This window comes from Aquibium carbonis, from assembly GCF_003970795.1.
GTDB lineage: Bacteria > Pseudomonadota > Alphaproteobacteria > Rhizobiales > Rhizobiaceae > Aquibium > Aquibium carbonis.
Genome location: NZ_RWKW01000090.1, coordinates 1 through 22304 on the forward strand (window position 1 = coordinate 1; position 22304 = coordinate 22304).

Genomic DNA, 22304 nt, shown 5'->3' on the forward strand with positions numbered 1-22304 from the left:
GCGACAGCGCCGGCACGTTGCGTGCGCCCGGCATGTGGCCGCCGCGCATGCCCGCCCGCGGCTCGGGATCGACGCCCTCGAACCGGCCGGACGGGCGCGCATCCGCCACCTGGGCGCTGCCGGTCGCCACGATGGCCACCATCTCGTCGAGCGAGGCCACGCGCGCCTCGTCGAAATCGGTCTCGAACAGGCAGGCGGCGATCCGCGTCGGCTTGTCGGTCACGAAACGGCCCTCCGCCGTCCAGCGATCGATGCCGCCCTCGAGAATCCGCACGTCCCTTGCCCCCATGATCCTGAACATCCACCAGACGCGTGGGGCCGAAAACAGGCCCGGCCCGTCATAGACGATGATGGTGTCGTCCTGCGAAATGCCCATCGACCCCGCGAAGGTGGCAAAGACCTCCGGCGACGGCAGCGTGTGCGGCAGGGTGGACCCCGGCTGCACCACCGTATCGTGATCGAAGAAGACGGCGCGCGGAATGTGGCCCGCCTCGTACTCCGCCTTGGCGTTCCGGCCCTGTGCCGGCAGATACCAGGAGCCGTCCACCACCGACAGGCCGGGGTCGTTCAGGTGCTTTGCCAGCCACTCGGTCGAGACGAAGAAATCACTCATGATCGGCGGGCCTCCTCACAGGCAAGACGGGCTTGGACGTGCCGTCAGGTCTCGCATGTTCGCCGCCGGTCGGAAAGATGCAAAGCGGCACCACGGTTCCCGTCCCGTCGGCATCGGCGCCAGGCCTCCCGTGCATTCCCTGCCTATTGCCCTCGCCCCGCATCGAACACCTGCACGCCGGGCCGTGAGGGATCGCGGTCCCGCCAGGCCTTGTCGGCCAGCATCTTGCCGACGTCGCGGCGACCGTTCTCCCACAAGGTCTCGACGGTGAGGCGGGAGAACTCGTAGTCCTTGGACTGGGTCTGCCAGTGCTCGCGGCGGTTGATCAGGTGGACGATGGAGACCGGCGTTTCGCGCGCCTTGTCCATCAGGAAGCGGAAATCCGCATCGTCGCGCAGTTCCGGAGGCAGCTTGCGGCACAGGCGGGCGAGTGCGGCGCGCACGTCGGTCAATTCGCGCTCCATGTCGGTGTTCATGCGGGTGCGGCTGGAGTAGCGGATTTCCTTCTCGCGCTGCGCCACGTCGGCCAGCGTCCGCGGAACCGGCCCGCGGGCGGAAAAGAGGTCGACCTGGAAGATGCACATCGGCTCGGCCGAGCGGTGCTCCTCCATCACGTAGTGCAGCGGCGTGTTGGAGACGATGCCACCGTCCCAGTAGAGGCGACCGTCGATCTCCACCGGCGGAAAGCCCGGCGGCAGCGCACCGCTGGCCATGATGTGGACCGGGGACAGCCGGGTCTCGGCCGAATCGAAATAGGCGAAGTTGCCGGTTTCGACGTCGACCGCGCCGACCGAAAGCCGGGTATCGCCCTGCGCGATCAGGGAGAAGTCGACGAGATCCTCGAGGGTGCGCGCCAGCGGCTCGGTGTCGTAGTGGCTGGTGGCGGCCGGCCCGCCGGGCGCCCGCAGCGCGGCCGGCGGAAAGCGGGGGGCAAAGAAGCCTGGAATGCCGAACATGGCGCCGAAGGCGGCGGCGAAGTCCGAATAGGCCTGCCGGCCGGCATCGCCTGGCAGCGACTGGTCGATGGGCAGCACCGAGGACACCCGCTCCCAGAAGGCACGCAGTTTTTCCACGCGCTGCGACGGCGCGTTGCCGGCGATGATGGCGGCGTTGATGGCGCCGATCGAGATGCCGGCCACCCAGTCGGGCGCGAGACCGGCGGCCGAAAGCTCGGCATAGGCGCCGGCCTGATAGGCACCGAGCGAGCCTCCGCCCTGGAGCACGAGAACCTTGCGCTCGGAAGGCCTGCTGCCACGCTTCGAGCCTCGGCGCGCCGGCCCGGCCGCGGTTGCGGACGGGTCGCCGGCGCTGTCGGTTTCGTCGAGAGAAGCGGTCATGGGCGGTCTCCGGCCGTGGGGCGTCCTTCCCGATATAGGAACCATGACGCGCTGCACCATGGCCCGACGGTGAATTCGAAGCAGCCCGCGAACCGCCCGACGGCAATGACGGGCCGATCAACCGATCATGACGACGTGGAACGGGGCCTCCTCCCTCCTCCCTGTCACGGCCCTGTCATGCCGCTCGATTACCCGCAGCGGAACGCCACCCGCGACGGATTCGCCATCATGACCGACCTGTCCGCCGACATTGCGCTCACCGCCCGACGCCATATCAAGACGGCCGTCTACCAGAACGGTCCCTTCTCGAAGGCCGGCCTGTCGGAACGGTTTTTCGCCCTGCTGTTTTCCGGCCTCGTCTATCCGCAGATCTGGGAGGATCCCGAGATCGACATGGAGGCGATGGCGCTCGACAAGGGCCACCGGGTCGTCACCATCGCGTCGGGCGGCTGCAACGTCCTGTCGTACCTCACGCGCGAACCGGCCAGCATCGACGCCGTCGATCTCAACCGCGCCCATGTGGCGCTGAACCGCCTGAAGCTCGAAGCGGCCAGGCGCCTGCCCTCGCAAGAGGATTATTTCCGCTTCTTCGGCGCCGCTCGGGTCGGCCACAACGCACAGGCCTATGACCGGTTCATCGCGCCGCATCTCGACCGCGAGGCGCGTCGCTACTGGGAAGCGCGCGATCTTCTCGGCCGACGCCGCATCACCGTCTTCGACCGCGACTTCTACCGCACCGGCCTGCTTGGCCTGTGCATCTCGATGGCCCATGGCGTGGCGCGCCTGCATGGCGTCGATCCCCGGGAAATCATGGAGGCGAAGGACCTGCGCGCGCAGCGCATCTTCTTTGCCGAGCATCTGGCGCCGCTTTTTCGCCGCCGCCTCATCCGCTGGGCGGCCTCCAACAAGGCCTCGCTGTTCGGGCTCGGCATCCCGCCGGCGCAATACGACGCGCTGGCCGGCGAGGAAACGATGGCCGACGTGCTGGTCGAGCGCGTGCGCAAGCTCGCCTGCGACTTTCCGCTGAAGTCGAACTATTTCGCCTGGCAGGCCTTCGCCCGCCGCTATCCGCAGCCCGGCGAGGCCGCGCTGCCACCCTATCTCGAAAGCCGGCATTTCCACGCGGTGCGCGCGGGATCGCAGAGCGTGTCGGTGCATCAGGCGAACTTCACCGAGCTTCTGGCGCGGAAGCCCGCCGCTTCCGTCGACCGCTACGTGCTTCTGGACGCACAGGACTGGATGAACGACGGCCAGTTGAACGCGCTGTGGGCCGAGATCACACGCACTGCCGCGCCCGGCGCCCGCGTGATCTTCCGCACCGCCGCGATGCCGACGCTGCTGCCCGGACGCGTGTCGGACGGGACGCTGTCGCACTGGACCTATGCGGCAGACGCCTCGGCCGAGTTCACCGCTCGCGACCGCTCGGCGATCTATGGCGGTTTCCATCTCTACGTGAAGCGGGGCTGAAGCATGGAGCGCGCGGCGCCCGATCATGCGGAGCTGATGGACGGGGTCTACCGCGTCCAGCGGCACTTCTACGACGCCACGCGCAAATACTACCTGCTTGGCCGCGACAGGATGATCGACGGCCTCGACGTGCCCAACCGCGGCACCGTGCTCGAGCTCGGCTGCGGCACCGGGCGCAACCTGGTGCTCGCCGCGCGACGCTATCCGCGGGCGCAGTTCTTCGGGCTCGACATCTCGTCCGAAATGCTGGCCACCGCCAGGACCGCCATCGACCGCGCGGGCCTCGCCGGCCGCGTCGCGCTGGCGCGCGCCGACGCCACCCGCTTCGAGGCGCGCGACCTGTTCGACACCGGCCGTTTCGACCGCGTCTTCATCTCCTATGCGCTGTCGATGATCCCCGGCTGGGAGCGCACGATCGCGCTGGGGATCGACGCGCTGGCACCCGGCGGATCGCTGCACATCGTCGACTTCGGCGGCCAGGAACGCCTGCCGACCTGGTTCCGCGCCGGGCTGCGGACCTGGCTGGCAAAATTCCATGTCAGCCCGCGCGACGAACTGCACGCCGTTCTTTGCGGGGACTGCGAGCGAACCGGCGCAAACCTTTCATTCGAGCCGCTCTTTCGCGGCTACGCGGTCCACGCCGTCGTCCGCGCCCGGGCTATTCCAGCGCACTGACGACGGCCTCGACGAGGCCTTGCGACTTCCAGCCGAGCTTCGAGGGCGTAAGCCCCATGCGCAGCACGACGATGCCCCTCGACGGGATCATCGCCATCGACTGGCCGTCATGGCCGAGCGCCCAGACGGCGTCTTCGGGCAGATCGAAACCGGCATCGGGATGCTGTCCCTCCGGGGTTCCGGCCTCGGGTCCGTGCAGCCAGAGCTGGCCGTTGCCGTAGTCTCCGTTCGAGGCCGAAGCGGGTTGGCGCATCCATTCGAGGAAGCCTGCCGGCACCAGCCGCCGGCCGCCGATCGACCCGTCGCCCAGCATGAACAGGCCGAAGCGGGCCCAGTCGCGTGCCGTTGCATAGAGGTAGGAGGAGCCGACGAAGGTGCCGGCCGCGTCGGTTTCGAGCACGGCGCTTTCCATGCCGAGCGGATCGAACAGGGCCTCGCGCGGCCAGTCCATCGCCGCCTGCGGCTCGCCGAGCGTGTCCTGCCAGAGGCGTGACAGAAGGACGGCCGTCCCGCTCGAATAGTTGAAGATCGTTCCCGGGGGTCCGGCCAGCGGCTTCGACGCGGCAAAGCCTGCCATGTCCGGCTCCAGATAGAGCATGCGGGTGACGTCGGTGACGTCGCCATAGTCTTCGTTGAACACGAGGCCGCTCTGCATGCCCATCAGGTCCGCGACGGTGATGCGCGCGCGCCCGTCGGACCAGCCGGGAAACAGGCCGGCCTGGTCGAGCGACAGCTGGCCCTCCGCGACCAGCGTGCCGACGATCACGGCGTTGACGGTCTTGGTCATCGACCAGCCGAGCGATGGAGAACTCGCGTCGAACCCCTCCCCGTAGCGCTCGCCGACGATGCGCCCGTCCTTCACGACGACGACCGCGCGCATGCCCGGCCCGACCAGCGCCTCGTTTTCGAGGATGGCGCGGATGCCCTCCGCCTGCGTTGGCTCCACCATGTCGCCCGAAGGCCACGGCCCACGACGCACGGCGTTGCTTCCCGGCGTGGCGGACAGGTCGGCCAGCGAAGCCCTGTCGCCGGACGGCACCGATGCGCAGCCGAGCCCAGCCCGGTCGACGGCCAGCCCGGGCCCGAACAGGCCGAGCAGTGCGGCCCGGGCCGTTCCGGCGGAGGGATCCACGTCGACCGAAAGATAGCCGAGGATGGGATGGCCGGGCGCCTGGACGTCGATCGCCAGCACCTCCCGGGAATCGCGGCCCGCCACGAAAACGTTGGAGCAGACCATCTTGGCGGTGTAGCCGCTGGCCACCCGGATCAGGTCCGGCGGCGCCAGATAGAGCCATCCCGCAAGGCCCGCCACCGCCACGACGACGAGGATGACCAGCCATTTGACGATGAATCCGAGAATGCGCATGCGATGCGACGCCCCTGTCCGCCTGATACCGTCGGCGGCCATCGAAATGCCGCCATCACCCGCTGTCTGGCCGGCACAATCGGGCGGGCTTGCCTGAAACGCAATCACCAATTCGTGGTCTGCCGTTGCCACGCACGGCCGTGACCGGACCGGCATGCTGGGCTATCCACGAAGCGATACGTCGGCTTGCGATTCGGGGCGGGACGAAAGGACGATGACATGCGCCGATGGGCGGCGGCGACATTGATGGTGATCCTGGCGGGATGCACCTCGAGCGGGATCAGCTTTTCGGACCTGGCGCCAAGCGCCGGACCGACCTCGGCGGTGATGGTGACGAACCCGCGCTTCGGCGACCGCGACCCGCACCCCTGGGACGGCAAGGCGCCCTGGCAATATCCGGTGCATGGCACGGACGTGTCGAAGTATCAGGGGACGATCGACTGGGAGACGGCGCGCAAGAGCGGCATCTCGTTTGCCTTCATCAAGGCGACCGAGGGGGGCGACCGTCTCGACGACTTCTTCCACCGAAACTGGAACGCCGCGAGGCTCGCCGGCGTGCCGCGCGGCGCCTATCACTTCTTCTACTTCTGTCGGCCGGCGATCGAGCAGGCGCAATGGTTCATCCGCCACGTGCCACGCGACAAGGGCGCGATGCCGCCCGTGCTCGACATGGAATGGAACCATCTGTCGCCCTCGTGCAAGCTGCGCCCGCCGGCCGCGACGGTGCGGGCCGAGATGAAGGTCTTCCTCGACGCGGTCGAGAAGCACTACGGCAAGAAGCCGATCATCTACACGTCGATCGACTTCTGGGAAGACAACAATCTGGCGACGTTCAAGGGCTATGACTGGTGGCTGCGCTCGGTGGCCGGCCATCCCGAAAAACGCTATGGCCGCCAGGATTTCCTGTTCTGGCAATACACGGGAACCGGCATCGTGCCGGGCATCCGCGGCGATGCCGACATCAACGTCTTTTCCGGCAGCCCAGCCGCCTGGCAACGGTGGCTGAAGGCCAACGCGAGTTGACGGACGAACCGCTCAGACCCGGTCGAAGCGATCCTTGTCGCCGGGCAGCAGCATCAGCGCGGTGGCCAGGAACGCGAAGCCGAAGGTGACGCCGAACGACATTCCGAGAATGAACAGCGCCACCATCCACTGGCGCGAATGCCAGACCAGCTCGCCGAAACCGCCGACGTTGAACCAGATCAGCCCGGCGGCCACCAGCCAGCCGATCAGGATGCCGGTCACCGAGTTGACGACGACGAAGCGGATCAGCTTGGGGATACGCGGCGCGGCCATGATCAGGAACCCGCCATGGTCTCGAGGCTGGCGAAGCCCTCGGGCGCGCTGCCTTCGTCGAACGGCGTCGATACCTCGACGAATGTATCGGGATAGAAGCCGTTGAAGCGGGAACGCAGCGACAGCGAATAGGCACCGATGTGGCCGATCTCGATCCAGTCGCCGGTGTCGATCGTCTCCGGCAGCCAGAACGGCCGCGACAGGATATCGACCGAATCGCAGGTCGCGCCGCAGACCTTGAACGGCACGATGGTCTTTTCGTCGCCGTTGCGGCTGCGGATCGCGGGATCCGGGATGAAGCGCGCCGGCAGCGTGATCTTGCCGGTCCAGCTGTCGGACAGCGACGACCAGATGCCGTCGTTGATGTAGATGCGCCGGCCCTTGCGCAAGAGCACCCGCACGATCAGCGAGAAGGCGTGGGCGCAGATGACGCGGCCCGGCTCGGCCACCAGCGGCATGTCGCCGAAGCCCCATTCGACGATATCGCCGCGCAGACGCGACATCAGCTGTCCGAGCGAGGGCATTTCCGGCGCCTTGCGGTTCGGGTCGTGCCCGTATTCGGCCGGAAAGCCGCCGCCGACATCGAGGCCGGCGAGCGGCACGCCGGCGCGGTTGCGCACCCAGTCGGCGGTGCGCAGCGCCCGTTCATAGGTGTCGGGATCGGTGATCTGGCTGCCGACATGGAAACAGATGCCGACCTTGTAGCCGTTGCGGTGCAGCCGCTGAAGCAGTTCGACCGCGTGCGCCGGCCCGGCGCCAAACTTCTTCGACAGTTCATAGGCGGCGCTTCCCTTTGTCTGGATGCGCACGAACACGGTCAAGGTGCCCGGGTCGATGTCGAGCGCCTGAACCACGCGGGCGAGCTTGGTGACCTCGTCCTCGTGATCGACCGCGATCACCCGGATGCCGTAGGTTTCCAGCGCCAGCCGGATGTCCGACTGCGCCTTGACGGGGTGCATGTAGAGCATCTCGGCCTGGGGCGCGACGGCGCGGACGGCTTCGAACTCGGCCGGCGAGGCGACGTCGAAGGCCGAGACGCCGGCCTCGGCCAGCGCCTTCAGCACCATCGGCTCGCCATTGGTCTTGACCGCATAGGCGGTCTTGCCCGGGAACATCTCCATGAAACGCCGGGCATCGGCCTTCAGCACCTCGGGCCGAAAGCAGTAGACCGGCACGTCCGGCCGCATCGTCAGCGCGGCGTCGCGCGCGTTCTCGAACTTCTGCATCGGGCACTCCCGTTCCGGCGCAATTCGAACCCGGCGACCGACCGCAAAGCCCGTGCTGGAACAACGGTGTCCATGACACGGAAATCGGGTGGTCGCGGCCCCTGCCATGTCCTATCCCAGCAGCGGGACGAACACGAGACACGATCCGCAGGAAAGCCGACATGAGACAGAAGACCACGGCCGCGCCGATGACTGCGGCTGTCTGGGCGCAGCTTCTGCTCCTCGGGGCGATCTGGGGCGGGACCTTCGTCATGGGCCGTATCGCGGTCCTGGAGATCGCGCCGATCACGCTCGTGCTGCTGCGGGTGGGCATCGCCGCCGCAGCCCTGCATCTGTGGCTGTTTGCCACCGGGCGCACCTTTGCGCCAGCCTTGCGGATGGCGGGACCGCTGTTCCTGCTCGCCCTGTTCAACAACGTGATCCCGTTCTCGCTGATCTTCATGGGACAGACCGAGCTCGGCGCGGGCCTCGCCTCGATCCTGAACGCCACCACGCCGTTCTGGACGGCGATCGTCGCAAGCGCCTTCCTGCCGGACGAACGCCTGACGGTGAACAAGCTGGCCGGCGTGCTGATCGGCATCCTCGGCACCGCCGTCATGGTCGGGCCGGGCGTGCTCGCCAGCCTCGGCGGGCCGGTCTGGGCGAAGCTGCTCGTCCTCGGCGCCGCGCTCTCCTATGCCTTCGCCTTCATCCTGGCGAAGCGCCTCAGCGGCCTCGCGCCACCGATCGTGGCGACCGGCCAGTTGACGGCGGCGACCGTCATCATGCTGCCGCTGGCGCTGCTGGTCGACGGGGGCTCGGGCACCGCCGACGCTTCGCCGAAGGCCTGGGCCGCCGTCCTGGGCATCGCACTGCTCGCCACCGCCGTGGCCTACATCCTGTACTTCCGGATCATCGCGTCGGCTGGCGCCAGTAACGCGTCGCTGGTCACGCTGATCGTGCCCGCCAGCGCCGTCCTGCTCGGCATCGTCTTCCTCGGCGAACGCCTGGAACTCTTCGAACTGGCCGGACTCGCCCTGATCGCAGGTGGCCTCGTCGTGATCGACGGACGCCTTTTCAAGCGCCGCCGGGACGATGCTGCAGCGCAATAGAGGCGGCGTCGGGCGCGTTTTCGGCTAATGATCGCGGACGTTCCGTGCGCGTCCGATAGCCGAATGTTATCAATGGACAAGCCCCTCGCCGGCGCAAGATCGTCCACAATGGCTGTGCAGCGCAGCACAGTTTTTGCTTGCGAGTGGCACAAACTCGCCTACACTCGTGGCATAGTCTGCTGAGGAGGCTATGACATGGGACTGACGAAACCTATCAACGCGTTGATGGTGTGTTGTGCGTTCGCTTTCATCGGAGCGCTTATCGTCGGGGTGATCCCCTGAGCCGAAAAGGCGGCACCTGACGCCGCTGGCAGTGTAGACGATCATCGTAGACAAGACAGGAAACGGCCGGACATCGATCCGGCCGTTTTCATCGTCTGGATTGTGTCGCGCCCCTGGGCTGCCGGACCGCGCTCAGGCCGCGACCGGCCTGTTTTCCGACGCTGCGGTGCTGCCGCGAATTCCGATCATGTGGCAGATGGCGACGACAAGATCGGCGCGGTTCATCGTGTAGAAATGGAAATCGGTGATGCCGCGCTCGACGAGGTCGAGCACCTGTTCGGCGGCCACAGCGGCCGCCACCAGCGCATGGGTCTGCGGATCGTCCTCCAGCCCCTCGAAGCGCTCCGCCAGCCAGGCCGGAACATGCGTCCCGCAGCGAGCGGAAAAATTCGCCACCTGCGTGAAGTTGTGCACGGGAAGGATGCCCGGCACGATCGGCACGTAGATGCCGGCGCGGCGGATCCGCTCGACGTAGCGCTCAAAGCTGTCATTGTCGAAGAAGAACTGGGTGATGGCCCGGGTCGCCCCGTTGTCGACCTTGCGCTTCAGCATGTCGACGTCGGTGGCGAAGTCGGGGCTCTCGGGATGCTTCTCGGGATAGGCCGAGACCGAAATGTCCGTCGCGCCCTGCGCCTTCAGGGCGCCGACCAGTTCGGCGGCATTGGCATAGCCGGAGGGATGCGGCCGGTAGCGGGCGCCGACGCCCTCGGCCGGGTCGCCGCGCAGCGCCACGAACCGCGTCACGCCCATGGCCATGAACTCGGCGATGACCTCGTCCACCTCGGCCCGCGAGGCATCGACGCAGGTCAGGTGCGCGGCCGGGTCGAGGTCGGTCTCGCGGCGGATGCGGCCGACCGTGCGCGCCGTGCGCTCACGCGTCGATCCGCCCGCGCCATAGGTGACGGAGACGAAATCGGGCGACAGCACCTGGAGCCGGGTCGTGGTCTCCCAGAGCCTGGCCTCCATCAGGTCGTTCTTCGGCGGGAAGAATTCGAAGGACACCTTGATGCGGTCGCCGATGTCGGGACGGCGGGAAAAGCGGAACTGGTTCACGCGGTCTGCTCCGTGCTTGGGTTGTGCGTGTCGGCGATGAGGAGGCGGCGGTCGCGGCCGAGCCAGAGCTTCACCGTCAGGTGTTCGTCGGCAACGCCCTTGGGCTCGAACCGGATCGTCTCCTCCAGGTCGAGGCCGGCTTCGTCGAACCATTCGGCGATCTGACGGTCGGAGAAGCCGAGGCGCAGATGCGCGTGCTGCTCGCGCAGGAACTCGAGCTCGTGCGCCGCGAAATCGACGATCAGCAAATGCCCGGACGGGCGCAGCAGGCGGGCGGCCTCCGCGATGGCCGATCCGGGATGCTCGAGATAGTGCAGCACCTGGTGGATGGTGACGAGATCGAACTGGCCGCGCTCGACCGGCGGCGCGAGCAGGTCGCCCTGGCGGATCTGGGCATGCGCGATGCCCGCCTTCTCCAGGTTGGCGCGGGCGATCGCCAGCATCTCGCGCGACAGGTCGACGCCGATCGCGTGCTGGTAGTAAGGCGCCAGAATCTCGAGCATGCGGCCGGTGCCGGTGCCAAGGTCGAGCATGGTCCTGAACGGGCGCCGGGCCACGAGGTCGATGATCGCCTTCTCCACTGCCTCTTCCGGCACGTGCAGCGAGCGGATGCGATCCCAGCTGTCGGCATTGGCGCCGAAATAGGCCGCTGCCCGCTCCTGCCGCCGGTGCTTGACCGAAGCCAGCCGCTCCAGGTCGCGGTCGACCGGAGGCTGCGCCGGATCGATGCGCGCAATGAGGCTGGACACCAGATCGCGCGCGAACCCCTCCTCCGTCAGGTGGAAATAGGCCCAGGAGCCTTCCTGGTAGCGGCCGATCAGGCCCTCGTCGAGCAACAGCTTGAGATGGCGCGAGACCCGCGGCTGCGACTGGTTGAGAATCTCGGTGATGTCGGAAACGGTGAGATCGCCGCGCGACAGCAGGTAGAGAATGCGCAGCCGGCTGGATTCGGCGACCGCCTTCAAGCTATCAACGAAGGTACCGAGATCGGTCAGTGGACGGAAAAGCATCTGCAACTCCAAACGACATAAAGATATGTTTATATGGATTTTGGAGATGATGCAACCACCCGGCGACCTCGCGATGAAGAAAACCGCCACAGCAGGCAGGCGGTGAATATGGAAATGGAGCGGATCGGCATGAAGCGCGAGGGTGAACGCGAACTGGGCTTCGATCCGGCGGAAATGCCCGCCGATGCCGGCTTGGTCTTCGTCGGCCGGGTGCGCTCGCCCTGGACCGAGCGGGCCGATTGCCCGAAGAACATGGCCACCGCCCGCGAGCGGGGACAGCCGGCCGCCATCGAGATCGCCGAGGCGTATCGGGAAGGGCTCGACGGGCTTTCGGGCTTCAGCCACGTCGTCATCCTGACCTGGCTCGACCGGTCGGACCGCAACCTCATCGTCCAGTTCCCGCGCCATGCATCAGCGCCGCGCGGCACTTTCGCACTGCGGTCCCCTGCCCGGCCAAACCCGATCGGCCTGCATGTCGCGACGATCATGTCGGTCGACATCGCCACGGGCCTCGTCGAAATCGACGCGATCGACGTTCTCGACGGGACACCGGTGGTGGACCTGAAACCCTACTACGCCACGATCGACGCCTTTCCGGAGGCGACCCGTCCGTCGGACCAAGCCAGGCCGTGATCGCCCGCACCGGCCGCGCCCGCGCCGTCGCCAAGGCGCTGACCCTGCTCCTGCCGGCGGCGCCCTATGCCGACACCGAAAAGATCAGGGCCGACGCCATGCGCCCGCACATGAAGACGCTGCCGCCGTCGACCGCCGTCTGGCTCGCGGCCGTCGCGCATGTGCGCCACGAGCACACCGACTACGAGACCCTGCTGGAGGAAGGCTACGACCGCGATTCGGCGCGGTTCTTCGTCATCGACGAGACCAATGCGGTGCTGACGCGCTGGCGCGCGACACGGCTGCTCGACCCCGACGACGAGGAATGAGGCCGGCGCGGCTTCAGGTCCGGTAGATCCACTGCTCGGGGATGCGCACCGAGACCTTCTCGCCCGAAGCGATGCGACCCGGCTTCTCCACCCAGGCGACGATGCCGCGCAGGCGACGCGCCACCTTGGGAAACAGCAGCGCGCCGGCTTCCCGATCGGGCATGCGGGCATGGTCGGCGATCGAACGGCCGGCGATGCGGCAGGGCACGTTCTGCCCGTCGACCTTGAGCGTCACCCCGCCCGAAAAGAACAGGAGGGTGCCGGCCGGCAGCATCGACAGACCGGGAACGCCGCCGATCACCATGTTGGCACCGATCCATTCGGGCCGGAGTTCGGACAGGTCCATACGGCCGGCGACGATGGCGAGTTCGTCGGCCGCCACGATCGACAGCTGGCGCTCGTTGCGCATTTCGGTGCCGCGCGGATACCAGGGTTCGCGCCCGCCCGACCGGCGCGAGACGCCGCGATGATGATCGCCCGCGATGCCGTCGAAGCCGAGGTCGAGCGCATCGGTTTGCGCGGTGACGAAATCGCGGCCCCCGGCCACGAGAACGGCGTCGACCGTTCCGAGCAGCTTGCGCGCCGGGTGGATCTCGACCTCGTCGTCGAGGCGCATCAGGGGCAATTGCATCACGCGGCCTCCGTTTGCCGGCCTACATCATGCGCACCAGCGCGCCGCCGATCGAATAGCCGGCGCCATAGGTGCAGACGAGGCCGAACTCGCCGGGCTTCATATCCTTGTGGTGCCTGTGCATGGCCACCACGGCGCCCGCCGCGGCGGTGTTGCCGAGCTCGTCGAGCACCATCGGTGCGCGGTCCTGCCCCACTTCCTCGCCGAAGGCCAGCTTCAGGATCATGGCGTTCATACGCCCGTTGGCCTGGTGCAGCCAGAAGCGGCGGATCGTGTGCGGGGTGTGGCCATGATCGGCCAGGAAGTCGACGATGAAGCGGTGGCTCGCCACCGTCACGTCCTTGAAGACCTTGTTGCCCTGTTGCTTGATCAGCTTGTCGTCCATCGAAACACGGCTCGGGTCGTCCTCCGCCGCGCGGTTGAGATAGCCGAAATTGGAGCGAATGTTGTTGGAGAACTGCGTCCAGTTGCGCGTGTCGACCAGTTCGAACCGGCCGGCCACCTCGCGGTCGTCGTCGACGGCCTCCAGCAGAAGCGCGGTTGCGGCGTCGCCGAAGATGAAATGCGTCTGCCTGTCACGGAAATTGAGGTGCGCGGTGATCAGTTCCGGCGTCACCACCAGCGCGCGCCGATGCGCGCCGGCCCGAAGCAGGTTGAACGCCACGTGCAGCCCGCCGGCCGCCGAAGAGCAGCCGAGGCTGAGGTCGAAGGCTGCGCCCTGCGCCCCGACAGCCTTCTGGATCTCGATGCCGATCGCCGGATACATGCGCTGCAGATGCGAGGAGGCGCAGATCACGAGATCGACGCTCGCCGGATCGATGCCCGCATCCTCGATCGCCGCCGCAGCCGCCGAGGCACCGAACTCGGCCAGCACCGACAGGTCGTCGTCGCCGCGCGCGGGGATGCGCGGCGCCATGCGGTCGATGTCGAGGATGCCGTCGGACGTGTGGACGTGGCGCTGGCGAATGCCCGAGGCGTGCTCGATGAACTTCGCGCTGGAGGACGGCAGCGGCTCGAGCCCCTGCCCGGCGCGCTCGACGTTTTCGCGCTCGACGAAGGCGTTGTAGCTCTCGACCAGTTCCTCGTTGCCGATCACGGCTTGCGGGATCGTGACCCCCGTCCCGCTGATGATGACGCGCTTCATGCTGGTTGTCTTTCCTGTCCGTCAGGCACTGCCGCGGACCGGGATTCCTTTCGCGCAGTAGGCGGCGGCATCGTATATCGCGCCCCCGCGCGGTGCAAACCGGATCATGCGGCTCAACATCGCCTTTCCGCGCGCTCCAGGCCTTGCAACCCGCGGTTTCGCGTCCGGAGCGATCAGCCCTTCAGCGCGACGATGAACAGGCGCGGAAAGCGCAGCAGCACCTTGCCGTCGACCATCGGCGGGTGCGCGGCGGCGATTCGGGCACGATAGGCATCCAGGAAGGTCGCCTGCTCGTCCGCGTCGAGCGGGTCGAGGAAGGGCTTCAGGCCGGTCGAGCGCAGCCATTCGACGATGGCGCCGGCATCGGCGAGCGGATGGTTGTAGATCGTGTGCCAGAGGTCGACCCGCGCCGCGACCGGCTTCAGGACGTCGTAGTAGTGCCCGACCGGCGGCAGCGGCGCGCGCGCGGCCCCCGCCATCTTGTCTGCGAAGGGCATGGCGGCGGCCGTTTCGCGCATCAGGCGATGCGTCGGTTCGGAGAGGTTGTCGGGCATCTGCACGGCGAGCGCGCCGCCCGGCGCGAGAAACCCCATCAGGCGCGCCAGCAGCGCAGGATGCCCGGGCAGCCACTGGAACACGGCGTTGGCGAAGATCACGTCCACCGGCCCGGCCGGTTGCCACGTCGCCGCATCGGCCAGCGAAAAGTCGAGTCCCGGCAGGCGTTTGCGCGCCTTTTCGATCATGTCGGGCGAGGTGTCGAAGCCCGACACGACCGCGTCCGGCCAGCGCTCGGCCAGAAGCTCCGTCGAATTGCCCGGCCCGCAGCCGACGTCGACCACCCGCCGGGGTGCTGCCACCGGCACCTGCGCCAGTAGATCCCGCGCCGGCCGCGTGCGCTCGTCCTCGAACTTGAGGTATTGCGTGGCAGACCAGTCGGGGCGGGTGGATTTCATCGATAGACCTCGCGGCGATGGCCGATGCGCACCACGAGAATGGTTACCTTCCGGTCCTCGATCTTCGCGATAACCCTGTAGTCGCCGACTCGGTATTTCCAATACCCCGACAAGGAGCCCGCAAGGGCCTCGCCGAGGTCACGCGGGTTGTCGAGCGGCGCGACGCGTTCGCGCAGGAAGCGCAGGATTCGCTGCCGATCCCGCGGTGCCAGCCGCACCAGTTCCCTGTCGACCTGGGCATCGAAGTCGACGGTCCACACGTTCAGGTCTCGTCATCTCTGCCGAGACCGTACTTCTCAATCATGTCGTCGAGCGAGATGCGCGGCCCGTTTTCCTCGACTCGCTGTTGTGCCAGATAGATATCCTCGAGATCGTCGAGATGCTCGATCAAGGCTTCACGGGCATAATAGCTCTTGGTGCGGCCGGTACGCCGCGCGAGGTCGTCAAGGCGCTTCTCGATGTCGGGAGGCAGACGAAGTGCGAGCATGGACGTCTCCTTGCTATACATGTATAGCAAGGAGACCGCGCCATCAACTCGCCTACCGCGTCAGGCGCTTGTAGGTCATCCGGTGCGGGTTGAGCGCGTCGGGGCCGAGGCGGCGCACCTTGTCCTTCTCGTAGTCCTCGAAATTGCCCTCGAACCACTCGACGTGGCTGTCGCCCTCGAAGGCGAGGATGTGGGTGGCCATGCGGTCGAGGAACATGCGGTCGTGCGAGATGATGACGGCGCAGCCGGCGAAGTTTTCCAGCGCGTCCTCCAGCGCCGCCAGCGTCTCGGTGTCGAGATCGTTGGTCGGTTCGTCGAGGAGCAGCACGTTGCCGCCCGTCTTCAGCATCTTGGCGAGGTGGACGCGGTTGCGCTGGCCGCCAGACAGGTTGCCGACCTTCTGCTGCTGGTCGCCGCCGCGGAAGTTGAACGACGAGCAATAGGCGCGCGTGTTGGCGTCGAACTTGCCGAGCTTGACCACTTCGGCGCCGCCGGAAATCTCTTCCCAGACGGTCTTCGTCGGGTCGAGCGAATCGCGGCTCTGGTCGACATAGCCGAGCTTGACCGTCTCGCCGACGCGGATCGAGCCGCTGTCGGGCGCTTCCTGGCCGGTGATCATGCGAAACAGCGTCGTCTTGCCGGCGCCGTTCGGGCCGATGATGCCGACGATGCCGCCGGGCGGCAGCTTGAAGGACAGGTCGTCGATCAGCAGGCGGTCGCCATAGCCCTTCGACAGGCCCTCGACCTCGATGACGACGTTGCCCAGCCGCTCGCCATGCGGGATGACGATCTGCGTGTCGCTCGGGCGGCGTCCGTCGGCGGCCTCCAGCAACTGCTCGAAGGCCGCGATACGCGCCTTCGACTTGGACTGGCGCGCCTTGGGGCTCGACCCGATCCACTCGCGCTCGCGATTGATGGCGCGCTGGCGGGCGTCGTCCTCGCGGCCCTCCTGCTTCAGCCGCTTGGCCTTGGCCTCGAGGTAGGCGGAATAGTTGCCCTCGTAGGGAATGCTGCGGCCGCGATCGAGCTCGAGGATCCAGCCGGTGACGTTGTCGAGGAAGTAGCGATCGTGGGTGATGATCATCACGGCGCCGGGATAGGCGCGCAGGTGCTTTTCGAGCCACGACGTCGTCTCGGCGTCGAGATGGTTGGTCGGCTCGTCGAGAAGCAGCAGGTCGGGCTGGCGCATCAGCAGCTGGCAGAGCGCGACGCGCCGCCGCTCGCCGCCCGACAGGCTGGTCACGTCGGCGTTCTTGGGCGGGCAGGCGAGCGCCTCCATGGCCATTTCGACCTGCTGTTCCAGGTCCCACAGGTTCAGCCGGTCCATCTCGTCCTGGAGATGGGTTGCCTCCTCCGCGGTCTCGTCGGAGTAGTTCATCATCAGCTCGTTGTAGCGTTCGATGATGTTGGTCTTGGCCTTGACGCCTTCCATGACGTTGCCGAACACGTCGAGCGCCGGGTCGAGATCGGGCTCCTGCGGCAGGTAGCCGACGGTGGCGCCGTCAGCCAGCCAGGCTTCGCCGGTCCATTCCTTGTCGACGCCCGCCATGATGCGCAGAATAGTCGACTTGCCCGAGCCGTTGGGGCCCAGAATGCCGATCTTCGCGTCCGGGTAGAAGGAGAGGTGAACGTTGTCGAGCACCTTCTTGGCGCCGTAGGCCTTGGAGAGACCGGACATGTGATAGATGAACTGGCGTGCCATGGGGCGCGTCGCACTCCGTCTTATGAGAGGAAAAGCTGAGATTGTGGGCGCTATGTAAGCGAAACCGCCGCGTGGGGCAATGCCGCCGGGCAGCCATGCGCCGACACGGCCTGTACATTTCGGCCCGCAGGCAGTAGGGAGAAGCCTAGGATGGACCCCCAAGGCCCTGCGCCGCGGCGACGCGGCTGGCCGGTGGACCGCGTTCAAGCGATACAGTACCCCGAAAGATCACCATGACCATATTCGAAGGCGTCGTCCCGGCGCTCGCCACCGCATTGCAGGAACGCGGCTACACCACGCTGACCCCGGTGCAGGAAGCCATGCTGGCGCCCGAACTGCGCGATGCCGACGCTCTCGTCTCGGCGCGCACGGGCTCGGGCAAGACGGTGGCCTTCGGCCTGGCGCTGGCGCCGACGCTGCTTGGCGAGGACGAGCGCTTCGGCCAGGCCGCCGCGCCGCTGGCGCTGGCCATCGCCCCGACGCGCGAGCTTGCCTTGCAGGTCATGCGCGAGCTGGAATGGCTCTATGCCGGGGCCGGCGCGCGGATCGCGTCCTGCGTCGGCGGCATGGACATCCGCACCGAGCGCCGGGCGCTGGAACGCGGCGCCCACATCGTGGTCGGCACGCCGGGCCGGCTGCGCGACCACATCACCCGCTATGCGCTCGACATGAGCGCGCTGCGCGCCGTCGTGCTCGACGAGGCCGACGAGATGCTCGACCTCGGCTTCCGCGAGGATCTCGAGTTCATTCTGGAAGCCGCGCCGGACGACCGCCGCACGCTGATGTTTTCGGCCACGGTTTCGAAGCCGATCGCCACGCTGGCGGAGAACTACCAGCGCAACGCCATCCGCGTCGCCACGGAGACCGGCCGCGAGCAGCATGCCGACATCGAGTACCGCGTCCACCCGGTTGCAGCCTCCGACCGCGACAACGCGATCGTCAACGTGCTGCGCTTCCACGAGGCGCGCAACGCGATCGTGTTCTGCAACACCCGTGCTGCGGTGAACCACCTGACGGCGCGGCTCAACAATCGCGGCTTCTCGGTCGTGGCGCTGTCGGGTGAACTCAGCCAGAGCGAGCGCACCCACGCGCTTCAGGCCATGCGTGACGGGCGCGCCCGCGTCTGCATCGCCACCGACGTGGCGGCGCGCGGCATCGACCTGCCGAACCTCGACCTCGTGGTCCATGCCGACCTGCCGACCAATCCGGAAGCGCTGCTGCACCGGTCGGGCCGCACCGGACGCGCCGGCCGCAAGGGGATCAGCGCGCTGATCGTGCCGATGCCGGCGCGCCGCCGCATCGAGCGGACCTTGCAACTGGCCAACATCACCGCCGTGTGGGCGGCGGCGCCGAATGCCGACGACGTCGCCGCGCGCGACGAGGAGCGGCTTCTGGCGGATGCCGCGCTGACCGAGGCGGTGACCGAAGAGGAAGCGCCGACGGTGGAAAAGCTGCTGGCCCGGCACGCGCCCGACCAGGTGGCGGCCGCCTTCCTGCGCCTGTGGCGCGCCGGACGCTCGGCGCCCGAGGAACTGGTCGACGTTCCGGTCGACCCGCATGCCCGCCCCCGGCGCGAGCGCGACGGCGAACGCGCGCCGCTCGACGGTCCGCGCCCGCGCGACCGCGACATCGGGCCGACGGTCTGGTTTTCGCTGTCGATCGGCCGCAAGCAGAATGCCGAGCCGCGCTGGCTGATCCCGATGCTGTGCCGGTCCGAGGCGATCACCAAGTCCGAGATCGGCGCCATCAAGATGCAGCCGGAAGAGACCTTCGTGGAAATCGCGGCCAGCCATGCCGACGCGCTGGTTGCGGCGATCGGACCGAAGGGGACGCTGCAGAACAACATCCGCGTGACGCGGCTGTCGGGCGTGCCGGACGTCTCCCCGCGCAAGGCCTGGAGCGGCCAGGACCGACCGGAGCGCCCGCGCAAGATCTATGACGACCGCCCGCGCAAGGAGCATGGCGGCTGGCAGGACAAGCCCGCGCGTGACGCCCGGTCGGACAGGCCGGCCACGCGCGACCAGGCTTCGGCTTCGCCGCGTCCCGAGTGGAAGAAGCGCGACGACCGTCCGGCCTGGACGGAGCGCGCCGAAAAGCCGGTCAAGCCGGAGGGCAGCTGGGCCCGGCGCGACGCCGCTCCGGCCGACCGTGCCCCGGCCGATCGGGCGACAACCGAGCGCGCCGTCGACGACCGCGCGCCCTTCCGCAAGGGGCCGAAAAAGCCGTCCAAGGACAAGGGCAAGCCGGATTTCGCCCGCAAGGCGGACAAGAAGGCGAAGCGGAAGACCGACGGCTGACGCAAACCCCGCCGGTCTGCGCGACGCCCCTGCCCTATTGCAGACCGGCCGCGTCGACGATGCCGCGAGGGCAGCCGGCATCGCTGGTCGGCGCCGCGGCGAAGATGAGCTCGGCCAGGCTCTTCTCGCCGTCGATCTCGCCCGACAGGCCGATCGTCAGTTCGCCGATCAGCCGCCGCCCGTTCGACGGATCGGTCACGCAAGCAACTCGCACCCGCGAACCGGCCCCGGGACCGAAGGCCTCGTCGAAGGCCTCGCGGATCTGGCCCGACGTCAGCGTCGCGCCGATGTTTTCGGCAAACAGGTCGCGCACGGCGGATGCGTTCAGGTCGCGCATGACGGCGAGCGAGTCGGCATAGTACTCTTCCATCGTATCGCCGTAGCAGGTGCCGTGCTTGATCCATTCGTGGCGATCGAGGTGGGAAGCCGTGCCCGGCATGACGGTGTCGAGTTCAGCTCGAACCTCCTGCGGCAGCGCGACCTCCGGCAGATCCTCCCATCGGCCGGCCTTGTCGGCGGCAGCGATCTCCGGCGCGACCTGGCAATAGACGTTGCTGCGCGGCTGCGGCCACAGCCCGTGCAGGGAAAAATGACTGGCATCGAAGCGGTCGCCGGTCTGCGTCTCGCACTCCACCTTGTTCGGCCGCGTTTCGCAGAAGCCGGGCTGCCAGCTCGCCGCCAACACATAGTCGACCCGGCCCGTCTGCATACCGCCGCCGTGCCCGCCGCCGGTCGCCGGAACCGGAACCGAGGGCTGCCCGGACACCAGCGCATGCACGCCGCAGCCGACGCCCACCCAGCGCCGGTCGGGCGCCGCGCCGGGCACCCGGATCAGGTAGTGGCTCGGCGTTTCCTTGTTGGCGGCCAGCATGTCGTAGGCGCGACCGATCTCGGTGACGATCCCGCCCGGATTGGCGCCGGTGCGGATCGACTGCGTCGCCGCGCATTCGTCCTGCGCGACGAAGAAGCCGTCGAGCCGAACTTCGGCTGCGGCGGGCGCGGCGAGCGCCAGGATCGCCAGGGCTGCGGAAAAGCCGATGAACGACGCGGCCTGCATGATGGATCCTCCCGTGAACCAACCGGACGATGCCATCATAGCGTGCGTGTGCGGTCGCGAATGTGACGCGCCGCACATTGGGACACGGCGTCGATCGTCAGGCCGCCATGGTCTGGCTGCGATGCGCCCAGCCGGTCATGCGCATCTCGATCCACGCCATGATGGCGTACATGACGATGCCCTCGATCGCGAGCATGACGAGACCGGCAAAGACCAGCGGCACGTTGAACTGCGACTGCGCGCCGAGCATCATGTGTCCGAGGCCGGAATTGGCCGCCACCGTCTCCGAGATCACCGAGCCGACGAAGGCCAGCGTGATCGCCACCTTCAGCGAGCCGAAGAAATAGGGCATCGAGCGCGGGATGCCGACCTTGAGCATGATATCCATCTTCTTGGCGCCCAGCGCGCGCAGCACATCCTCCACCTCCGGCTCGATGGTGGCGAGGCCGGTGGCGACGTTCACGACGATCGGGAAGAAGGCGATGAGGAAGGCGGTGAGGATCGCCGGCACGGTGCCGATGCCGAACCAGATGACCAGTACCGGCACCAGCGCGACCTTGGGGATGGCGTTGAAGCCGACCATCAGCGGGTAGAGGCCGGCATAGATGAAGCGCGACCAGCCGACCAGGATGCCGAGCGCCAGGCCGCCAACGACGGCGAGCAGGAAGCCGGCGAGCGTGGTGTAGAGGGTCTGCAGCGAGTTCTTCCAGATCGCCGACCAGTACTGCACGATCGCCTGGGCGATGACGGTCGGCGCGGGCAGGATGTACTGCGGCAGGTTGAAGCCGCGCGCCGCCCCTTCCCACAGGATGAACAGCGCGGCGGTGTAGAGCCACGGCGCGGCCTTGATCCAGTTGAAACCCTTCGATGCGGTGCTCATGCTGCCTTCCGTGCATCGGCGATGGAACCGCGCAGTTCGTGGACGACGTCCGTGAACGCGGGTTCGTACATGATCTCGAGGTCGCGGGGCCGCGCGAATGGAATCGCCCGCTCCTCGATGATGCGGCCCGGACGGGAGCTCATGACGAAGATGCGGTCGGCCAGGAACACGGCCTCGCGCAAATCATGCGTGACGAGCACGATGGTGACGCCCTGCGCGGCATGCAGGTCGCGGATGATGCACCAGAGCTCCTCGCGGGTGAAGGAATCGAGCGCGCCGAACGGCTCGTCGAGCATCAGCAGGTCCGGTTCATGAATGAGCGCCCGGCAGAGGCTGGCCCGCTGCTGCATGCCGCCGGACAGCTGCCATGGAAACTTCTGGCCAAAGCCCTTGAGACCGACGGTTTCGAGCAGCGCCTCGGCCTTGGCGACATATTCCGCCTTGTTGGCCCTCAACCGCCGACGGTGGCGATCCACCACCTCGAGCGGCAGGAGGATGTTGTCCAGCGTGGTGCGCCAGGGCAGCATCGTCGGGTTCTGGAAGGCCATGCCGACGATGGAGACCGGCTTGGTGACGCGCGAACCGGCGACGGTGACCACGCCCTGCTGCGGAATGTAGAGCCCCGTCACCAGTTTCATCAGCGTGGACTTGCCGCAGCCGGACGGACCGACCACGGCAGCGAACTCTCCCTTGGCAACGGACAGCGAGAGGTCGCGGACGGCCAGAAGGCCGTCCTCTCCCCCGTATCGCATCTCCACCTTGTCGATGGTGACGAGCGGCTGCATCGTGGACACCC

General features: G+C 67.6%; 23 protein-coding genes. 7 read left to right on the top strand and 16 right to left on the bottom strand.

All coding sequences use genetic code 11. The features are described 5' to 3' along the window. Positions 1-613: sulfurtransferase (locus EJC49_RS20280; protein ID WP_148106321.1), on the bottom strand; the 613-nt coding region annotated here is incomplete at its 3' end. 143 nt (positions 614-756) lie between these two features. Further along, the gene (locus EJC49_RS20285; RefSeq protein ID WP_170314805.1) at positions 757-1950 is read right to left on the bottom strand and encodes a DUF3734 domain-containing protein; all 1194 of its coding nucleotides are present in this window, start codon (positions 1948-1950) and stop codon (positions 757-759) included. 228 nt (positions 1951-2178) lie between these two features. On the opposite strand from EJC49_RS20285, the gene EJC49_RS20290 reads away from it, so the two are divergent. Together EJC49_RS20290 and EJC49_RS20295 are read left to right on the top strand one after the other, a co-directional pair. After that, positions 2179-3417, top strand: coding sequence for a BtaA family protein (locus EJC49_RS20290; protein WP_126701758.1), 1239 nt, complete (start codon positions 2179-2181; stop codon positions 3415-3417). Between the two features lie 3 nt (positions 3418-3420). Beyond that, the gene (locus EJC49_RS20295) at positions 3421-4092 is read left to right on the top strand and encodes a class I SAM-dependent methyltransferase (protein WP_126701759.1); all 672 of its coding nucleotides are present in this window, start codon (positions 3421-3423) and stop codon (positions 4090-4092) included. Here EJC49_RS20295 and EJC49_RS20300 read toward each other — a convergent pair. Beyond that, positions 4076-5458 (bottom strand): serine hydrolase domain-containing protein, encoded by a 1383-nt coding sequence (locus EJC49_RS20300; protein WP_126701760.1) that lies wholly within the window; start codon positions 5456-5458, stop codon positions 4076-4078. The two genes, EJC49_RS20295 and EJC49_RS20300, sit on opposite strands and share 17 nt — an antisense overlap. Positions 5459-5677: 219 nt before the next feature. Here EJC49_RS20300 and EJC49_RS20305 point away from each other — a divergent pair, with 219 nt between their 5' ends. Further along, positions 5678-6481: a glycoside hydrolase family 25 protein gene (locus EJC49_RS20305; RefSeq protein ID WP_126701761.1), complete on the top strand. Its 804-nt coding sequence runs from the start codon at positions 5678-5680 to the stop codon at positions 6479-6481. 12 nt (positions 6482-6493) lie between these two features. Here the strand turns inward: EJC49_RS20305 and EJC49_RS20310 are convergent, their stop codons facing one another. Both EJC49_RS20310 and EJC49_RS20315 read right to left on the bottom strand, forming a co-directional pair. Further along, positions 6494-6754 carry a hypothetical protein gene (locus EJC49_RS20310; protein ID WP_126701762.1) on the bottom strand — a complete coding sequence of 87 codons (261 nt, stop codon included), beginning with the start codon at positions 6752-6754 and terminating at the stop codon, positions 6494-6496. A 2-nt stretch (positions 6755-6756) separates the two neighbouring features. Next, positions 6757-7980 carry an alanine racemase gene (locus EJC49_RS20315; RefSeq protein ID WP_126701763.1) on the bottom strand — a complete coding sequence of 408 codons (1224 nt, stop codon included), beginning with the start codon at positions 7978-7980 and terminating at the stop codon, positions 6757-6759. A 161-nt stretch (positions 7981-8141) separates the two neighbouring features. Here EJC49_RS20315 and EJC49_RS20320 point away from each other — a divergent pair, with 161 nt between their 5' ends. Beyond that, the gene (locus tag EJC49_RS20320) at positions 8142-9071 is read left to right on the top strand and encodes a DMT family transporter (RefSeq protein ID WP_245453493.1); all 930 of its coding nucleotides are present in this window, start codon (positions 8142-8144) and stop codon (positions 9069-9071) included. A 414-nt stretch (positions 9072-9485) separates the two neighbouring features. On the opposite strand, the gene metF is transcribed toward EJC49_RS20320, so the two are convergent. Continuing rightward, a complete protein-coding gene (metF, locus tag EJC49_RS20325) occupies positions 9486-10406 on the bottom strand; it encodes a methylenetetrahydrofolate reductase [NAD(P)H] (RefSeq protein ID WP_126701764.1) in 921 nt (306 codons plus the stop codon). Continuing rightward, positions 10403-11416 (bottom strand): ArsR/SmtB family transcription factor, encoded by a 1014-nt coding sequence (locus EJC49_RS20330; protein WP_126701765.1) that lies wholly within the window; start codon positions 11414-11416, stop codon positions 10403-10405. Before EJC49_RS20330 ends, metF begins: the two co-directional genes overlap by 4 nt. A 108-nt stretch (positions 11417-11524) precedes the next feature. Here EJC49_RS20330 and tsaA point away from each other — a divergent pair, with 108 nt between their 5' ends. Beyond that, a complete protein-coding gene (gene tsaA, locus EJC49_RS20335; protein WP_126701843.1) occupies positions 11525-12049 on the top strand; it encodes a tRNA (N6-threonylcarbamoyladenosine(37)-N6)-methyltransferase TrmO in 525 nt (174 codons plus the stop codon). Further along, complete coding sequence (locus tag EJC49_RS20340) at positions 12046-12357, top strand: DUF2293 domain-containing protein (protein ID WP_126701766.1); 312 nt, start codon at positions 12046-12048, stop codon at positions 12355-12357. Before tsaA ends, EJC49_RS20340 begins: the two co-directional genes overlap by 4 nt. Positions 12358-12370: 13 nt before the next feature. On the opposite strand, the gene EJC49_RS20345 is transcribed toward EJC49_RS20340, so the two are convergent. From EJC49_RS20345 to ettA, 6 genes are all read right to left on the bottom strand, one after another. Further along, on the bottom strand, positions 12371-12988 hold the full coding sequence (locus EJC49_RS20345; RefSeq protein ID WP_126701767.1) for an MOSC domain-containing protein: 618 nt from the start codon (positions 12986-12988) through the stop codon (positions 12371-12373). A gap of 22 nt (positions 12989-13010) precedes the next feature. Continuing rightward, entirely contained in the window at positions 13011-14132 is a 1122-nt protein-coding gene (locus EJC49_RS20350; RefSeq protein ID WP_126701768.1) for a beta-ketoacyl-ACP synthase III, read from the bottom strand. Positions 14133-14305: 173 nt separating this feature from the next. Then, entirely contained in the window at positions 14306-15085 is a 780-nt protein-coding gene (gene tam, locus EJC49_RS20355; protein ID WP_126701769.1) for a trans-aconitate 2-methyltransferase, read from the bottom strand. Further along, positions 15082-15345, bottom strand: coding sequence for a type II toxin-antitoxin system RelE family toxin (locus tag EJC49_RS20360; protein ID WP_126701770.1), 264 nt, complete (start codon positions 15343-15345; stop codon positions 15082-15084). Before EJC49_RS20360 ends, tam begins: the two co-directional genes overlap by 4 nt. A 2-nt stretch (positions 15346-15347) precedes the next feature. Further along, complete coding sequence (relB, locus tag EJC49_RS20365) at positions 15348-15572, bottom strand: type II toxin-antitoxin system RelB family antitoxin (protein WP_126701771.1); 225 nt, start codon at positions 15570-15572, stop codon at positions 15348-15350. Positions 15573-15624: 52 nt separating this feature from the next. After that, positions 15625-17274 carry an energy-dependent translational throttle protein EttA gene (gene ettA, locus EJC49_RS20370; RefSeq protein WP_126701772.1) on the bottom strand — a complete coding sequence of 550 codons (1650 nt, stop codon included), beginning with the start codon at positions 17272-17274 and terminating at the stop codon, positions 15625-15627. 233 nt (positions 17275-17507) lie between these two features. Here ettA and EJC49_RS20375 point away from each other — a divergent pair, with 233 nt between their 5' ends. Further along, on the top strand, positions 17508-19571 hold the full coding sequence (locus EJC49_RS20375) for a DEAD/DEAH box helicase (protein ID WP_126701773.1): 2064 nt from the start codon (positions 17508-17510) through the stop codon (positions 19569-19571). A gap of 34 nt (positions 19572-19605) precedes the next feature. Here the strand turns inward: EJC49_RS20375 and EJC49_RS20380 are convergent, their stop codons facing one another. The 3 genes from EJC49_RS20380 to EJC49_RS20390 form a co-directional block, all read right to left on the bottom strand. Next, positions 19606-20628 carry a ribonuclease T2 family protein gene (locus tag EJC49_RS20380; protein WP_126701774.1) on the bottom strand — a complete coding sequence of 341 codons (1023 nt, stop codon included), beginning with the start codon at positions 20626-20628 and terminating at the stop codon, positions 19606-19608. 97 nt (positions 20629-20725) lie between these two features. After that, on the bottom strand, positions 20726-21508 hold the full coding sequence (locus tag EJC49_RS20385; protein WP_126701775.1) for an ABC transporter permease: 783 nt from the start codon (positions 21506-21508) through the stop codon (positions 20726-20728). After that, a complete protein-coding gene (locus tag EJC49_RS20390) occupies positions 21505-22293 on the bottom strand; it encodes an ABC transporter ATP-binding protein (RefSeq protein WP_170314809.1) in 789 nt (262 codons plus the stop codon). Before EJC49_RS20390 ends, EJC49_RS20385 begins: the two co-directional genes overlap by 4 nt. Between the last annotated feature and the right edge of the window lie 11 nt (positions 22294-22304).

Excerpts from the sequence above, each read along its gene's own strand:
- relB (WP_126701771.1), bottom strand. The coding sequence starts at position 15,572 with ATGCTCGCACTTCGTCTGCCTCCCGACATCGAGAAGCGCCTTGACGAC.
- tsaA (WP_126701843.1), top strand. The coding sequence starts at position 11,525 with ATGGAAATGGAGCGGATCGGCATGAAGCGCGAGGGTGAACGCGAACTG.
- EJC49_RS20300 (WP_126701760.1), bottom strand. The coding sequence starts at position 5,458 with ATGCGCATTCTCGGATTCATCGTCAAATGGCTGGTCATCCTCGTCGTC.
- EJC49_RS20310 (WP_126701762.1), bottom strand. The coding sequence starts at position 6,754 with ATGGCCGCGCCGCGTATCCCCAAGCTGATCCGCTTCGTCGTCGTCAAC.
- EJC49_RS20390 (WP_170314809.1), bottom strand. The coding sequence starts at position 22,293 with ATGCAGCCGCTCGTCACCATCGACAAGGTGGAGATGCGATACGGGGGA.
- EJC49_RS20330 (WP_126701765.1), bottom strand. The coding sequence starts at position 11,416 with ATGCTTTTCCGTCCACTGACCGATCTCGGTACCTTCGTTGATAGCTTG.
- EJC49_RS20350 (WP_126701768.1), bottom strand. The coding sequence starts at position 14,132 with ATGAAGCGCGTCATCATCAGCGGGACGGGGGTCACGATCCCGCAAGCC.
- tam (WP_126701769.1), bottom strand. The coding sequence starts at position 15,085 with ATGAAATCCACCCGCCCCGACTGGTCTGCCACGCAATACCTCAAGTTC.
- EJC49_RS20385 (WP_126701775.1), bottom strand. The coding sequence starts at position 21,508 with ATGAGCACCGCATCGAAGGGTTTCAACTGGATCAAGGCCGCGCCGTGG.
- EJC49_RS20320 (WP_245453493.1), top strand. The coding sequence starts at position 8,142 with ATGAGACAGAAGACCACGGCCGCGCCGATGACTGCGGCTGTCTGGGCG.
- EJC49_RS20380 (WP_126701774.1), bottom strand. The coding sequence starts at position 20,628 with ATGCAGGCCGCGTCGTTCATCGGCTTTTCCGCAGCCCTGGCGATCCTG.
- EJC49_RS20305 (WP_126701761.1), top strand. The coding sequence starts at position 5,678 with ATGCGCCGATGGGCGGCGGCGACATTGATGGTGATCCTGGCGGGATGC.
- EJC49_RS20315 (WP_126701763.1), bottom strand. The coding sequence starts at position 7,980 with ATGCAGAAGTTCGAGAACGCGCGCGACGCCGCGCTGACGATGCGGCCG.
- EJC49_RS20295 (WP_126701759.1), top strand. The coding sequence starts at position 3,421 with ATGGAGCGCGCGGCGCCCGATCATGCGGAGCTGATGGACGGGGTCTAC.
- EJC49_RS20375 (WP_126701773.1), top strand. The coding sequence starts at position 17,508 with ATGACCATATTCGAAGGCGTCGTCCCGGCGCTCGCCACCGCATTGCAG.
- ettA (WP_126701772.1), bottom strand. The coding sequence starts at position 17,274 with ATGGCACGCCAGTTCATCTATCACATGTCCGGTCTCTCCAAGGCCTAC.
- EJC49_RS20285 (WP_170314805.1), bottom strand. The coding sequence starts at position 1,950 with ATGACCGCTTCTCTCGACGAAACCGACAGCGCCGGCGACCCGTCCGCA.
- EJC49_RS20345 (WP_126701767.1), bottom strand. The coding sequence starts at position 12,988 with ATGCAATTGCCCCTGATGCGCCTCGACGACGAGGTCGAGATCCACCCG.
- EJC49_RS20290 (WP_126701758.1), top strand. The coding sequence starts at position 2,179 with ATGACCGACCTGTCCGCCGACATTGCGCTCACCGCCCGACGCCATATC.